This window comes from Vibrio sp. D431a (genome assembly GCF_030248655.1).
GTDB classification, from domain to species: domain Bacteria; phylum Pseudomonadota; class Gammaproteobacteria; order Enterobacterales; family Vibrionaceae; genus Vibrio; species Vibrio alginolyticus.
Genome location: NZ_JAHGAP010000031.1, coordinates 15,069 through 29,114 on the forward strand (window position 1 = coordinate 15,069; position 14,046 = coordinate 29,114).

The following is a 14,046-nucleotide window of genomic DNA, read 5'->3' on the forward strand; positions in this document are numbered from 1 at the left end:
CCACTAATCAGAAAGATATGGGATGAGTGTGCAAATTCTCGACATTTGATTCATAACCAAGCTCACAACCTGATAAAAGGAGAGGGAAAGTGATGCCGAAGTGATGAATTGTGTGTTATATTTTTGCACCTTACACGTATCGTAATTACGATCAGATAATAGAGGGATAATGGCTCTATGAGCGATTTAGCTAAAGAGATCACGCCCGTAAACATTGAAGATGAGCTTAGAGGTTCATATCTAGACTATGCGATGTCAGTCATCGTGGGTCGTGCTCTTCCAGATGTGCGTGATGGCCTAAAACCAGTACACCGCCGCGTTTTATTCGCGATGAACGTACTAGGCAACGATTGGAACAAACCATATAAAAAATCAGCCCGTGTTGTCGGCGACGTAATCGGTAAATATCACCCACATGGTGATAGTGCTGTGTACGACACAATCGTACGTATGGCTCAGCCGTTCTCGCTTCGTTACATGCTGGTCGATGGTCAAGGTAACTTTGGCTCGATCGATGGCGACTCTGCTGCGGCAATGCGTTACACCGAAGTTCGAATGGCAAAAATTGCCCATGAACTATTGGCTGACCTAGATAAAGAAACCGTAGACTACGTACCAAACTACGACGGTACTGAGCAGATCCCAGCGGTTCTTCCAACTAAAATTCCAAACCTATTGGTTAACGGTGCTTCTGGTATCGCAGTAGGTATGGCAACCAACATCCCGCCTCATAACCTTGGCGAAGTGATTGATGGCTGTCTTGCATACATCAATAATGAAGAAATCACTATTGATGAACTAATGGATTACATTCCTGGTCCTGATTTCCCAACGGCGGCGCTTATCAGCGGTCGTAAAGGCATTGTAGACGCGTACAAAACAGGTCGCGGCAAAATCTACATGCGTTCGAAAGCGGACATCGAAGTGGAGAAGAATGGTAAAGAGACCATTATCGTCACTGAAATTCCTTACCAGGTGAACAAAGCTCGCTTGATCGAAAAGATCGCTGAGCTAGTTAAAGATAAGAAAGTAGAAGGTATCAGTGCACTGCGCGACGAGTCAGATAAAGACGGTATGCGCATTGTTATTGAGTGTAAGCGCGATGCTGTGGGCGAAGTAGTTCTAAACAATCTTTACGCTCAGACTCAGCTGCAAACCACTTTCGGTATCAATATGGTGGCCCTAAACAATGGCCAGCCACAGCTATTCAACCTAAAAGATATGTTGAAGTGCTTCGTTGATCACCGTCGTGAAGTTGTGACACGTCGTACTATCTTCGAACTGCGTAAAGCGCGTGAACGTGCTCATATCCTTGAAGGTTTAGCTCTAGCGCTTGCTAACATTGATGAAATCATTGAGCTTATCCGTAAGGCACCTACACCGGCTGAAGCAAAAGCGGGTCTTATCGCTCGTGGTTGGGATTTAGGCAACGTTTCAGCAATGCTTGAGCGTGCTGGTACAGATGCTGCGCGCCCTGAATGGCTAGAGCCTGAATACGGTATTCGTGATGGTCAGTACTTCCTGACTGAGCAACAAGCACAAGCTATCCTAGATCTACGTTTACATAAACTAACAGGTCTAGAACACGAGAAGATTCTTGGCGAATACAAAACACTTCTAGAAGAAATCGCTGAACTCATGCATATCCTTGCGAGCACTGAGCGTTTGATGGAAGTTATCCGTGAGGAACTTGAAGCGGTTCGTGACGGCTTTGGTGACGCTCGTCGTACAGAAATCACAGCTGCGAGCCATGATATTGACATGGAAGAGCTGATCGCACGTGAAGACGTTGTTGTTACTCTATCTCACGGTGGTTACGTTAAGTACCAAGTACTGAGCGACTACGAGTCACAGCGCCGTGGTGGTAAAGGTAAGAGTGCGACTAAGATGAAAGATGAAGACCATATCGAGCGTCTTCTAGTGGCGAATACCCACGATAACATCTTGTGTTTCTCTACTCGTGGTAAGACATACCGCCTGAAAGTTTACCAATTGCCTCTAGCGAGCCGTACTGCGCGTGGTAAGCCAATTGTGAACATCCTTCCATTAGAAGAAGGTGAGCGCATTACCGCGATTCTACGTGTTGATGAATTCTCTGAAGACAAATTCATCTTCATGGCAACAGGTGACGGTACGGTTAAGAAAACGCCGTTGAACCAGTTTGCAAACGTACGTTCAAACGGCCTAATCGCTGTGAACCTACGTGAAGACGATTCGTTAATCGGTGTGGATATCACTAACGGCGAAAACGAAATCATGCTGTTCTCTAAAGCGGGTAAAGTGGTTCGCTTTAAAGAAGCAGAAGAGATTCCAGTACTTGATGAAAATGGTAAACCAGTTCTTGATGAGAATGGTCAGCCAGAGATCAAGTTTAAAGGTGTTCGTCCTATGGGTCGTACCGCCTCTGGTGTTCGTGGTATGAAACTGGCTGAAAATGACCAAGTTGTATCACTTATTGTTCCTTCGCACGAAGGCGATATCCTAACGGTTACAGAAAACGGTTATGGTAAACGTACAGCACTTAGCGAGTACCCGACAAAAGGTCGTGGCACTCAAGGTGTAGTTTCTATCAAAGTTTCTGAGCGAAATGGCCCGGTAGTTGGTGCTATCCAGGTTGTTGAAGGTGATGAAATGATGATGATCACCGACGCTGGCACGTTAGTACGCACTCGTGTGGGTGAAGTTAGCCAAGTTGGTCGTAACACACAAGGTGTAACGCTTATCCGTACTGCGGAAGATGAATCAGTTGTTGGTTTGCAACGTATTGAAGAAGTTGATGATGAAGAGCTGCCTGCTGATGAAGATGCAGAAGCGTTAGAGTCAACAGATGAAAATACGCAGCAAGACGCTCCAGCTGCTGATGATGCAGAGGAAGGTAACGAAGAGTAATCTTACATCGTTATCCTGATATGAAAAGCCGAGCCCTTAGTTGCTCGGCTTTTTTTGTATCTGTATCAACGCATTTAAAGTAAGAAATGCGTACACTGACGTTATCTTTGTTTACAGGACGTGTTATGTCTGTTTGGTTTTTCGCTGCCATCACTCTGATGGGGTTGTTTATCGTACTCTTATCACTGAGTGCATCAAAAGCTAAACCTGCTCAATGGTTTGGCTTTTGCCTGTTAGTACTTGTCGTGACGAGTGCCAGTTTCTTATTGCTTCATCAAACACCGCCTAAACCAATACACGCGGAAATGTCACGAATGATGACTGCTCGTGACATCATGAAAGAGATTCAAGACCAGTTGCGTGAAGATCCGAACAACGCTGAATTGTGGTTCCAACTCGGGCAGGGCTACCTGCTAGAGGGTGAATTTGACGGTGCGTTGATTTGTTTTGATTACGCGATCCAACTGACTGAGCCAGTCAGTGCCACGCAACTTGCTGCAAAGGCGACTACCTTGTACTACATTCACCAGCAATCAATGACGCAAGAAGTTAGCTTGCTTTTGGAGCAAGCTTTGCAGATAGAACCGCACAATGAAGCCGCTTTGTCTTTGATCGCAAATGATCATTTTCTGTCATTCCGATTTCAGGAAGCGATTGATGCCTGGGTAATATTATTAGATTCTAATGATCCAAATTTAGATAGGGTGCAAATCATTAACTCTATTAACAAAGCAAAAGAGCTATTGTAAGCGTACAATTTAACAAGCAATAGAGAGAAAGGTGGGCAACGAATGAAAAATAAAGCACTAAGCATATTGGTTTTGCTGTGCGGCTCTGTGCTGGCGGGTTGTAGCTCTTCCGATCATTCTGGCTCTTCCTCTATGGTTTATTATTCATCGGGTTATTACGATCCGTGGTGGTACGATCATGACGACTACTGGATTTATTACTATCCGGGCTGTTGCGATAACGACGATGAATACAAAGAGAAACTGGAAGAGTGGTGGAATGGTTTAGATGAAGACCAACAGCAATCCATCAAAGACAAAGTCGAAGATTGGAAAGACGATGATATGTCCGCCAATATCGATAACATGAAACGCCAACTCGACGATCATTGGCAATCATTGCCTGACGAGCAAAAGCAAGAGATTAAAACCAAATGGGAGAATCGTCCGGAACGTATTGAGCCAGCGACTTTACAAGACAAAGCGGTAAAAGAAAAGGTTCAACAAAGAAAAGCATTACCGGAAACGAAGATCCAGCGTCCAGTTGCTCGTCCAAATGTGCAGATACCTAAAGCACGTCCAAATATTCAGCCTAGACCGAGGCTTCCTCGTCGCTAGTACGTTCGATTTTGTCTCTCGATAGAATCGGGGATGAAGAAATAAAGATAACAAAGAAACAAATAAACAAAAAAAAGGGGCGTTCAGTACGCCCCTTGTTGTATCTATAAACTAACCTCTGCAAGTTAGACTAATATGTGGCTTCGCGTTCAGCTGCTGCTTTATCCCATTCTGGTGCCACCGTTTCTAGGAAGTGTTTCTTGTCTGCGTTCATCTTATCCATATCCATGCCCAGTGCTTGCTGTGCTTTCGCTTTGGTCGAGATATCTGGAATTTGAACAGGGTCAGTAATGCCTTTGGTTGCCAGTAAGCGAACCAACTTGGTACGGGCGTCAGCAGCGCGGTCAACTGCAGTACCAAGTACTTCTAGTGCTACCTCAGGAGCATGCATGTGGACACCGTGAGAAGCAATCGCGTAGTCCCAACGCCATTGTGCGTGGCGAATATCTTGTAGGATAGGTTCCATCTCTGCTTCTGTTGCACCTGCTTTCCACGCTGCGCCTGCTTCAAAGTGTGCCGCTACGATTTGCTTCTCAGCGGTTAGCTTCATGTTCAATACTTGCGCTTTGCGAGTCGAAACGATGCCTTGTAGCTGCTCTTTAGTTTGGGTATGGCATTGCGCACAGGTGTCTTCAAAACGATCAAATGGGTTACCCACTTTGTGGTCTGTGTACACCGTACCGTCTTCTTTGGTCACTTTAGGCATGTGGCAGTCCACACACACCACTTTGTTTTTACCATGAATACCCGCTCTCCAAGTTTCGAAACCTGGGTGTTGTGCTTTTAGCATCGGCGCTTTAGATACGGCATGCGTCCAATCTTTGAAATTCAACGCGTCGTAGTATTTCTCCATGTCATTAACGGTGGTGCCCATATCCCATGGGAATTTAACCGCTTTAGTTGGGCCGGTGAAGTAGTATTCAACGTGACATTGAGCGCAGACCGATGCTTGCTTATCTAGGCGAGACTGTTCATCAAAGTTTTTACCAATAGTATCAAAAGCACGCTCGACGTATGGGCGAGTCAGTGCCAGCGCGGGTTCGCCTTTCTTGAAGGCTTCAGAGCCCGTGTTGTGGCAATCGGAACAACCGATAGGGTTGACGATTTCTGAGCCTAAGCGTGCCCATTTACCTTCGAAATAACCGTCTTCACCACGTTCACCAATCACGCGAGCAACGTCTGGGCTTTTACAGCTCCAGCACGCCATCGGCATAGGCCCGGACTTCTCGTCGGTTGGTGCGCCAGTACGTAAGGTTTGGCGAACATCATCAAGTGCGTAAAAGTGACCGCGCGCTTTGTTGTAGTCTTTCGCGAAGCCATAACCAGCCCACAGGATAACCATGTTTGGGTCTTCACTTAGAGCATCTTCAATGTGCTCACTTTCGGATGTTGCTTTCCAAGAATGGTATTGATCAGGGTGGTTCTGTTCAAAGACATCGTTACGAGGATCGATAAAATCCTTCTCTTCTGCCGCTAACGGAGCGCCAACCAAAAATAATTGGCTGGCGAATAAGGTCGCAACCGCAATAGGTGCGCTCATCCAGTGTTTTATGCTCACAGTGTTATCTCCATATTCGTTTTTATTAGCAGCGTTGTGAGGAGCTATTCCAAATAAGAACTGGAGATCTACGATTAATAATATTGCTTAATTGGATAGATGAAATAGAGAGTGAATCTTGTCTTGTTTTAGATCAATTTACACCAGTGATCTCAGTCATGTTTGAATTTATATACCTCTAAAGTGGTAGTTGTTAAGTCATTGTTCTACAATGCTTTGGGTTTTTAACCTTTTTAAAAATAGGGTGATTTGGTTCGCTTTTTGAGCAGGTGTTTCTACCCCTTATGAATAATAGAGGTATTATAAATATAGGTTTAGCGTTGTGGCTTTCCGAAATAAGAATTGATGTCATTTGAAGGTCTAAAAAACATCTTCAGAGGAAATTAATTGTCGCTCAAATAAATAATTGAGAATAGTTATCAATTATTATCGAGCTAAGGAAAGAACAATATGGGCAATATAAAATTGACCATAGAGACAATGCTGAAACTTCTCTTCGTCTTTGCCATCTATGGTTTCTCCATCGCCGCCCATGCGACTTCTTCAGAGCCGATTGAAGGTGCTCAAGCTGAGCGTCATCAAGTCGAGTTGATCCGTGACCGAGACTACAAGTGTCTGCAATGTCATAAGGATGCAAAAGAGACTCTGAACCTATCGCATGACTCGCAAGCTCTACTCAGCCAAGGGAAGCAACTTAATTGCACTAACTGCCATAGCAACATTGGTCCCGACCATCGTGAAGGTGCACCTGATGTGATTAAGTTTTCTGCCGCGCAATCGAAAGAGGTACACGACAAAGTGTTCCTTGATCCAAGCATGATTCTTAAAGCCAACAGCCAATGTGTGGATTGCCATGCACCGACACAACTGAGAGAGAGCCACTGGACGCACGATGTGCACGCCAAAAACCTCACTTGTTCAAATTGCCACGATGTACACGCAGCGAAAACCAAAGCGTTGTCGTACGACAGAAAACAACTGATCAAGCAGTGTGTGGATTGTCACTCTGAATTTGCCGTCGAACCTGAACTTGCCAAAGAAGAGGAGAGATAGCATGAAATGTTCGAGAAGAAACTTTTTAGCCGGCAGCGGCGCGTTGATTTTAACTACAGGCGTTGCAGGCACTTCCGTTGTTAGCTCCTCTCTCTATGCCAGCAACAGTGAACAAGCGAAACGCATGGGTATGGTTCATGATGAAAATGCCTGTATTGGCTGTACCGCTTGTACCGATGCTTGTCGCGAAGTAAATAAAGTCCCTGAAGGCGTAACGCGACTTAAAATTCATCGCAGTGAACCGATTGGCGAATTTCCAGATGTGGAATACCAGTTTACTCGCGAATCCTGTCAGCACTGTGATAACCCACCATGTGTGTACGTTTGTCCAACAGGCGCTGCATACAAAGATGAAGCGACCAGCATCGTGGATGTGCACAAAGAGAAATGTGTCGGATGTGGTTATTGCCTTGCCGCTTGCCCTTACCAAGTGCGCTTCTTTAATCCAGTCGATCACTCTGCGGATAAATGTAACTTCTGCCGTGATACTAACCTAGCGCAAGGTAAGCAGCCAGCTTGCGTGGAATCTTGCCCAACAAAAGCACTCATCTTTGGTGATTTGAATGACCCAACTAGCGAGGTGAGCAAAGCTATCGAAAGCCATGTTGTCTATCGCGATAAATCGCATTTAGGTACGCAACCTAAACTGTACAAAATTCCGCATAGCAAAGGGGAGGTGTCATCATGAACGGCTTCGAAAGTGCATTCCACTTTGACTCGTTAGTCTGGGATTGGATCATCGCGATTTACTTATTCCTTGCTGGGATGTCAGCGGGTGCGGTGATGATTTCAATCTATTTAAAACGCAAAGTGATTGAAGGTGATCCTGCAAACAACGGCATCATGAAAGCGATGGCTTGGCTCGCACCATTTGGCATCATTGCTGGGTTGGTAATTTTGATTTTCCATTTAACCAAGCCTTTAGAGTTTTGGAAGATCATGATCTACTACAACCCAACGTCTGTGATGTCGATGGGCGTGATCTTGTTCCAAGTGTACATGCTGGTGCTGTTTGTTTGGATCGGCGTTATCTTCCGCCATCAAATCATCAGCTTTTGTGAGGGTAAGTTACCGAGCAAACTGTTGGATTTTGCCGATGGCATTTTGATTAAGGCGGGGAAAGCCAACAACGCAATTGAATTGTTCTTGGGCTTCTTAGCCATCGTGCTTGCAGCGTACACTGGCTTTCTATTGTCTGCATTGAAGACTTACCCAATGCTAAACAATCCAGTACTGCCAATCTTGTTCCTGTTCTCTAGTTTGTCCTCGGGTGCAGCGGCATGCTTGATGTTCGGCATCTTGGTGTTTAAAGAGTCGACCAGCAGCCCAAGTGTGTCTTGGGTGCACGGATTTGAACGCCCTGTAGTGTTGTTTGAGTTGTTTGTCTTAGTGACATTCTTTACTGGACTGATCTTCAGCGGTGGTCAGAACGAAGTCGCGGCTTGGAATGCTATTTCGAGTGGATTCTGGGCTCAATGGTTCTGGGTTGGCGTAGTGTTCATCGGCATGATTACGCCTTTGACTCTCAATTGGTTAACGCCTTCAGAAGTGCGCCACAAAGGCAGTTACGTTTTTGTGGTCACGACGTTGAGCTTGGTTGGCGTACTTATGCTACGTACTTTCATTCTCTATGCCGGTCAAATGACCATAGTGTAAGGGGGAAAAATGGAGGCTGAGCTAGGGTTCTTCTTACTGATATTGGTGGCTGTAACATCGACTTGTGCATCGTTGCTGCATTGGCTACGTCGTGCTATGGGTAAGAAGGCGACATTGCCGCATCAAGTCGCGATGTCCCACATCATTAGCTTAGCTTCCATCATTTGTTTAGCACTTCTGATCGTCTGCTTCGTGCAAGACAACTTCGCGTTGGAATATGTTGTTACGCATTCCAACAGTCAACTTCCCGTGGCGTTCAAAATTGCTGCCGCTTGGGGCGGGCACCAAGGCTCCATGTTGTTTTGGGTCGTCACCTTGAGTTTATGGGCGTTGTTTACTGCATTTAAGTCACCGCTCAACGCCCAATATACTTGTGACTGTTTAGGAATCATGAACGTTCTTATTGCGACATTTGCTTGGTTCACGTTAATGACCTCTAACCCGTTCGAGTATGCCCAAGTATTGGCGTCGGAAGGACGAGATCTAAACCCAATGTTGCAAGATGTTGGGCTTATCATTCATCCACCATTGCTTTATCTCGGTTATGTCGGTTACGCAGCAATATTAGCTTTTGCATTAGCAGCCCTATTGGGTAAACAACCGATGAGCGATTGGTATGTGGTTGCTCGAAGCGCAGCGTTTTTTGCATGGGGAACGCTCACGTTGGGTATCTTGGTGGGATCATGGTGGGCGTACAATGAGCTAGGGTGGGGCGGCTGGTGGTTTTGGGACCCTGTGGAGAACGCTTCTCTACTCCCTTGGCTTACTGGTACTGCTTTGTTGCACAGCGGTGTTGTCGCAACACGTAACAGAGGCGCAATTTGGAGCACCTATGCACTGGCGTTTGCTACGTTCAACCTAAGCATTTTAGGGACATTCGTGGTGCGCTCTGGCGTGTTGACTTCAGTGCACGCTTTTGCGGTGGACCCAACTAAAGGTTTAGTGCTGCTTGGTGTATTGAGCTTGCTTGTCATCATCACTTTTGGCGTATTGATTTTGCGAGGAGAACAACTCCCTCGCTTCAAACTTCAATCTCTAGCGAGCCGAGCTTACACTGCTTACATCGCCAAAGGGCTGCTGGTTATTGCGACTGCTATCGTTTTTCTTGGCACTTTTTATCCGATGGTTTATCAACTGCTCGGTTTAGGAAACATTTCAGTTGGCGCACCTTATTTTAATAGTCTGATCTTGCCATTAAGCATACTGGCTCTGATTGCCTTAGCTTTCATGCCGGTGCTGAAATGGACAAAAGGCACAGTGCCGAGTGTAAGCGCTGATATTGCGATCAGTATTGCGTTATCTCTTGTCTCTGGGATCGGGTTTATCTTCTTAGTGCACGCACTGCATTTCGAAGTATTGCTAACCATAACGTTGGCTACTTGGGTGATTGTGGCGCATCTCGTTATGCTGTTTCGCTGTTCCAATAAACGTAAACTCATGCCAATCGTGATGGCACATATCGGTTTTGCGCTGGCGGTGAGTGGAGCTGTATTCAACAGTCATTACTCATATGAACACAATTTACGTGTCGAACCCGGCAGTTCTCAACAAAGGGCGGGGATCACTATCGATTATCATGGTATCGAATGGCTGGTGGGGCCAAACTACACCGCTGAACAAGGACAGATCACCTTGCACTTGGAAGATGGCCGCATGCTCAATTTCAACCCGCAAAAGCGTCATTACCCTGTGCGAGTGATGAATATGACCGAGCCTGCGATTCGTTCACTATGGCATGGCGATTATTACGTGACATTGGGTGACAAAGTCGATACTCATGCTTATGCGATTAAAGTTCAGTACCGCGCAGGTATTTGGTGGATATGGTCTGGCGGGCTACTAGCTGTGTTTGGTGCGCTATTAACCGGCCTAAAGAAAAGGAGAGAGGCTATCAATGCGATCGAGAAATACGCTTAAACTCGCAGGTCTGTTTGTGGCTGTTGCCGTGTTTGCTGTAGTAACTGCGGTGGCTTTGTCTGAGCGACCACATGTTGAATTGTCCCCAAAACGAAATTTAGAGACACCTAATTTTCGCTCTACTTCTCTGATCTCTGATGACATGGTTTCTGAGCAGTTGTTCAAAAGCGACGGATATAAATTATTGAATGTTTGGGCATCTTGGTGTGGGGTATGCAAGCGAGAGCATGAAGAATTATTGCAGTTAGCAGAACTCGGTGTGCCTATTATTGGGCTGAATTATAGAGATCAAAAACAAGCCGCTCGTGAATATTTGAGCTCTAAACGAAATCCATATATTGAAGTAATTAGTGACCCTAATGGAAAGCTCGCTGTGGAGCTAGGTGTTATCGGAACGCCGGAAACTTACTTGATTGATCCAAATGGTCGTATATTGATCAAATATCGTGGAGAGCTAACGGCAGATAAATGGAACGATATATTTTCAGGATACTTGAATGTTTCGATTTAATAATCTTCTCCTCACTTTAATCCTATTTATACTATTTTCTCCTTTCACGAGAAGTGCGGATATAGAACAGAATGTTGATCTGTTTGAGTTTCATTCTGTTGAAGTGCAACAGCGTGCAAACTCGCTAGCCAAGACATTACGCTGCCCGCAGTGTCAAAACCAAAACCTTGTCGAGTCTAATGCACAGGCGGCTAAAGACCTGAGGTTGAAAGTGTATACGATGGCCAATGAAGGCAGCTCAGATCAAGAAATAAAGGACTATCTAGTTGCTCGTTATGGGAATATTGTTCTGTATCAACCACCATTAAATTATTCCACAGCGCTGTTGTGGATCTTTCCTGTGCTATTTTTGATCTTTTTTGTCTTATATTCGATCCGAATGGTGAAGCGTAATTAATGTGACCGTTATTCCACTATTAAAAATAAATTGTGCACTTAACAAGCAGAATGTTATCATTTTTCCGAATTTATGAAGTTTCCAGTATAAAGAAAATAAAAATTTTGAGCTGGATAAGTAATAAAAGAACGAAATAGGTGCACGCAGTGGATTCAGTTATATTACAACTTAAAAAAGACTTCTATTCGCAGATTCGTGCATTGCAATCACCGAACCTGCCTCAAGTTACTTCAACGCTCGCCGTGTTGACCGACGAGGAAATCCAAGAACTCGAAGCAGTTTGGATTGAACTCGCCGTTTGGAAGCGCAGTCAGACCCATTAAAAGATAGACCAAACGACCTTCTTGAAACCCCAGACAAAATTTGTCTGGGGTTTTTTATTGTAGTTTTTTTAAATTGTTATAATATAACAATTGTTCAGTTGGAGAGTGTTTCTCTTTTGCTGTCTTGAGTGGATAACTGCCCTCAATTGTGATCTCTATATTGCAAAATGCGGTATCAGTCCCCATAGTTGAAGAGCAACGAGTAAATCCCATGAATGCAATAACGAAAACGCATCAAGCGCATCAAGCAATAAATCGAGTGAGTATAGATATGGCGGAAGTACGTGCCAGAGTAGATTTTAAAGTCGGGGCAAAAAGTAACATTGATGCCGAAATTCTGTCTTTCCATGGTCTGAAGACAGACAAAGAGCATGTTGCTATTATCTTTAAACAAGCGGACCAAACTCAGGACATGCCTTTAGTTCGTATGCACTCTGAGTGTTTGACAGGCGATGTGTTCCACTCTTCACGCTGTGACTGTGGTGAGCAACTAGAAGAGACGATCAATCGCATGGGCGAGTCCGGTGGTATCATCCTGTATCTCCGTCAGGAAGGTCGTGGTATTGGTTTGTACAATAAGATCGATGCATACCGCTTACAAAGCCAGGGCATGAACACGTACGAAGCTAACAACCATTTGGGCTTTGATGATGACCTGCGTGATTTCACAGAAGCAGCACAAATGCTAGAAGCTTTAGGCGTGAATAAGATCCGCCTCGTGACGAACAACCCTAAGAAAATTCGTGAGTTATCTGAGTACGGAATTGAAATTGGCGAGGTTGTCAATACCTCTGCACATATCAAAGATGGCAACGAAAATTATCTGAAGGCAAAAGTCTCTCACGGAAAACATGACCTAAAGGTTTAATCCTAAAGATAAAACTGACAATAAAGCCTGTGAAAAACCTCATTTTTATGAGGTTTTTTTGTATCTGGAGTTGCAAATAAATTGTAAATTTGTATTATCTCGAGACTAAAGTGCAAATAAGAATAATTAGCACTACCAATACGATAATTGAAAAGCTCAACAAGGATGCTTCAGATGAATGCAAAAAAAGTTTTAGTCCAATCTATTGCTGCATCACTCCTCATTGCCAGTGGTTCTACCGTTGCTGCTACAGTAACTAAACAACAAGTTGTCGAACATTACGCGGACGTTGCCCATGCTGTGTTTGCTGATTCAGTAACAACAGCGAAAGCGCTGGATGTAAAAATCGACGAATTCCTAAAATCACCATCAGCGAAAAAGCTTGAAGAAGTAAAACAAGCTTGGCTAGATTCTCGCGTGCCTTACCAACAGTCTGAAGTTTTCCGTTTTGGTAACGCGATTGTTGATGATTGGGAAGGTCAGCTGAACGCATGGCCACTTGATGAAGGTTTGATTGACTACGTAGCGGCTGATTACCAATACGAATTGGGTAACGAGGGCGCTGCTGCCAACATCATCGCGAACACTAGCCTACAGATCGGTGCTTCTAAACTGGACGTTTCAAAAATTACGCCAGAATTACTAGCAGATTTAAACGAAGTAGGTGGTTCTGAGGCAAACGTTGCATCAGGTTACCACGCGATTGAATTCTTGCTTTGGGGCCAAGACCTAAACGGCACTAACGCAGGCGCAGGTCAACGTGCTTACACTGATTTCGTTGTGGGTTCTGAGTGTACGAATGGCCATTGTGAGCGTCGTGGAGAGTACCTAAAAGCAGCCGCTGATCTACTGGTTCAAGACCTTGAGTGGATGGAAAAGCAGTGGTCTGCTGAAGTAAAAGGTAACTACCGTGAAGAGCTACTGAACGACTCAGCGGACAATGGTCTACGTAAGATGCTATTCGGCATGGGTTCTCTTTCTCTAGGTGAGCTAGCGGGTGAGCGCATGAAAGTGGCACTAGAAGCGAACTCAACTGAAGACGAGCACGATTGTTTCTCAGACAACACGCATAATTCTCACTACTACAACGAGCAAGGCATCTACAACGTTTACACAGGTACATACAAAGGAGTAAACGGCAAAGAGCTATCTGGTCCAAGTATCGCTGACCTTGTTGCTCAAAAAGACAAGAAAGCCGCGACCGACATTCAAAAGCAGTTTGATACAACACTTAGCCAAGTTGGTGAGCTAGTGACTTCTGCAGAGAAGAATAACCAGCATTTTGACCAACTTATTGCGGCGGGTAACGCACAAGGCAACGCGCTGGTAAACGACACCATCATGTCGTTGGTAGCGCAAACTGGTGCGATTGAGCGAGCGGCAAACATTGTCGGCATCGACAGCCTAAGCCCTGATACTGCTGACCACGAGTTTTAATAAGAAAACCATAATAAATAAGGGCTCTTTGTGAGCCCTTTTGACGTTTGAGCTCGTTGTTATCACCCTTGTTGTCTATGTAGAGCAATGA

General features: G+C 44.9%; 13 protein-coding genes. 12 read left to right on the top strand and 1 reads right to left on the bottom strand.

Going from position 1 to position 14,046, the window contains the following annotated elements:
- Positions 1-177: 177 nt before the first annotated feature.
- The 3 genes from gyrA to KJB35_RS23750 all read left to right on the top strand — a co-directional run bounded on the left by gyrA (position 178) and on the right by KJB35_RS23750 (position 4,235).
- Positions 178-2,889, top strand: a complete 2,712-nt coding sequence (gene gyrA / locus KJB35_RS23740; protein ID WP_017636128.1) for a DNA topoisomerase (ATP-hydrolyzing) subunit A — start codon at positions 178-180, stop codon at positions 2,887-2,889.
- A 125-nt stretch (positions 2,890-3,014) separates the two neighbouring features.
- Complete coding sequence (locus KJB35_RS23745; RefSeq protein WP_025767276.1) at positions 3,015-3,638, top strand: tetratricopeptide repeat protein; 624 nt, start codon at positions 3,015-3,017, stop codon at positions 3,636-3,638.
- 42 nt (positions 3,639-3,680) lie between these two features.
- Complete coding sequence (locus tag KJB35_RS23750; RefSeq protein ID WP_047103266.1) at positions 3,681-4,235, top strand: hypothetical protein; 555 nt, start codon at positions 3,681-3,683, stop codon at positions 4,233-4,235.
- 130 nt (positions 4,236-4,365) lie between these two features.
- Here KJB35_RS23750 and nrfA read toward each other — a convergent pair whose 3' ends face one another.
- Positions 4,366-5,793, bottom strand: coding sequence for an ammonia-forming nitrite reductase cytochrome c552 subunit (nrfA, locus tag KJB35_RS23755; RefSeq protein ID WP_213908172.1), 1,428 nt, complete (start codon positions 5,791-5,793; stop codon positions 4,366-4,368).
- Between the two features lie 450 nt (positions 5,794-6,243).
- Between nrfA and nrfB the strand changes: the two genes are divergently transcribed.
- The 9 genes from nrfB to KJB35_RS23800 all read left to right on the top strand — a co-directional run bounded on the left by nrfB (position 6,244) and on the right by KJB35_RS23800 (position 13,955).
- Entirely contained in the window at positions 6,244-6,846 is a 603-nt protein-coding gene (gene nrfB / locus KJB35_RS23760; protein ID WP_064354129.1) for a cytochrome c nitrite reductase pentaheme subunit, read from the top strand.
- Between the two features lies 1 nt (position 6,847).
- On the top strand, positions 6,848-7,534 hold the full coding sequence (gene nrfC / locus KJB35_RS23765) for a cytochrome c nitrite reductase Fe-S protein (protein WP_285358569.1): 687 nt from the start codon (positions 6,848-6,850) through the stop codon (positions 7,532-7,534).
- Positions 7,531-8,502 carry a cytochrome c nitrite reductase subunit NrfD gene (gene nrfD / locus KJB35_RS23770; protein WP_005443386.1) on the top strand — a complete coding sequence of 324 codons (972 nt, stop codon included), beginning with the start codon at positions 7,531-7,533 and terminating at the stop codon, positions 8,500-8,502. The genes nrfC and nrfD overlap by 4 nt, the downstream gene beginning before the upstream one ends.
- 9 nt (positions 8,503-8,511) lie before the next feature.
- A complete protein-coding gene (locus KJB35_RS23775) occupies positions 8,512-10,419 on the top strand; it encodes a heme lyase CcmF/NrfE family subunit (protein ID WP_213908173.1) in 1,908 nt (635 codons plus the stop codon).
- Positions 10,397-10,930, top strand: coding sequence for a DsbE family thiol:disulfide interchange protein (locus tag KJB35_RS23780; protein ID WP_213908174.1), 534 nt, complete (start codon positions 10,397-10,399; stop codon positions 10,928-10,930). Before KJB35_RS23775 ends, KJB35_RS23780 begins: the two co-directional genes overlap by 23 nt.
- The gene (gene nrfF / locus KJB35_RS23785) at positions 10,917-11,327 is read left to right on the top strand and encodes a heme lyase NrfEFG subunit NrfF (RefSeq protein WP_213903913.1); all 411 of its coding nucleotides are present in this window, start codon (positions 10,917-10,919) and stop codon (positions 11,325-11,327) included. The genes KJB35_RS23780 and nrfF overlap by 14 nt, the downstream gene beginning before the upstream one ends.
- Positions 11,328-11,473: 146 nt before the next feature.
- Complete coding sequence (locus KJB35_RS23790) at positions 11,474-11,650, top strand: hypothetical protein (RefSeq protein WP_020480909.1); 177 nt, start codon at positions 11,474-11,476, stop codon at positions 11,648-11,650.
- 271 nt (positions 11,651-11,921) lie between these two features.
- The gene (ribA, locus tag KJB35_RS23795) at positions 11,922-12,518 is read left to right on the top strand and encodes a GTP cyclohydrolase II (RefSeq protein ID WP_025767283.1); all 597 of its coding nucleotides are present in this window, start codon (positions 11,922-11,924) and stop codon (positions 12,516-12,518) included.
- Positions 12,519-12,692: 174 nt separating this feature from the next.
- Positions 12,693-13,955 (top strand): imelysin family protein, encoded by a 1,263-nt coding sequence (locus KJB35_RS23800; protein WP_199266795.1) that lies wholly within the window; start codon positions 12,693-12,695, stop codon positions 13,953-13,955.
- Positions 13,956-14,046 lie beyond the last annotated feature (91 nt).

Bases quoted from the DNA above. Each gene is read 5' to 3' on its own strand.
- gyrA (WP_017636128.1), top strand. From the start codon at position 178: ATGAGCGATTTAGCTAAAGAGATCACGCCCGTAAACATTGAAGATGAG.
- KJB35_RS23745 (WP_025767276.1), top strand. From the start codon at position 3,015: ATGTCTGTTTGGTTTTTCGCTGCCATCACTCTGATGGGGTTGTTTATC.
- KJB35_RS23750 (WP_047103266.1), top strand. From the start codon at position 3,681: ATGAAAAATAAAGCACTAAGCATATTGGTTTTGCTGTGCGGCTCTGTG.
- nrfB (WP_064354129.1), top strand. From the start codon at position 6,244: ATGGGCAATATAAAATTGACCATAGAGACAATGCTGAAACTTCTCTTC.
- nrfC (WP_285358569.1), top strand. From the start codon at position 6,848: ATGAAATGTTCGAGAAGAAACTTTTTAGCCGGCAGCGGCGCGTTGATT.
- nrfD (WP_005443386.1), top strand. From the start codon at position 7,531: ATGAACGGCTTCGAAAGTGCATTCCACTTTGACTCGTTAGTCTGGGAT.
- KJB35_RS23775 (WP_213908173.1), top strand. From the start codon at position 8,512: ATGGAGGCTGAGCTAGGGTTCTTCTTACTGATATTGGTGGCTGTAACA.
- KJB35_RS23780 (WP_213908174.1), top strand. From the start codon at position 10,397: ATGCGATCGAGAAATACGCTTAAACTCGCAGGTCTGTTTGTGGCTGTT.
- nrfF (WP_213903913.1), top strand. From the start codon at position 10,917: ATGTTTCGATTTAATAATCTTCTCCTCACTTTAATCCTATTTATACTA.
- ribA (WP_025767283.1), top strand. From the start codon at position 11,922: ATGGCGGAAGTACGTGCCAGAGTAGATTTTAAAGTCGGGGCAAAAAGT.
- KJB35_RS23800 (WP_199266795.1), top strand. From the start codon at position 12,693: ATGAATGCAAAAAAAGTTTTAGTCCAATCTATTGCTGCATCACTCCTC.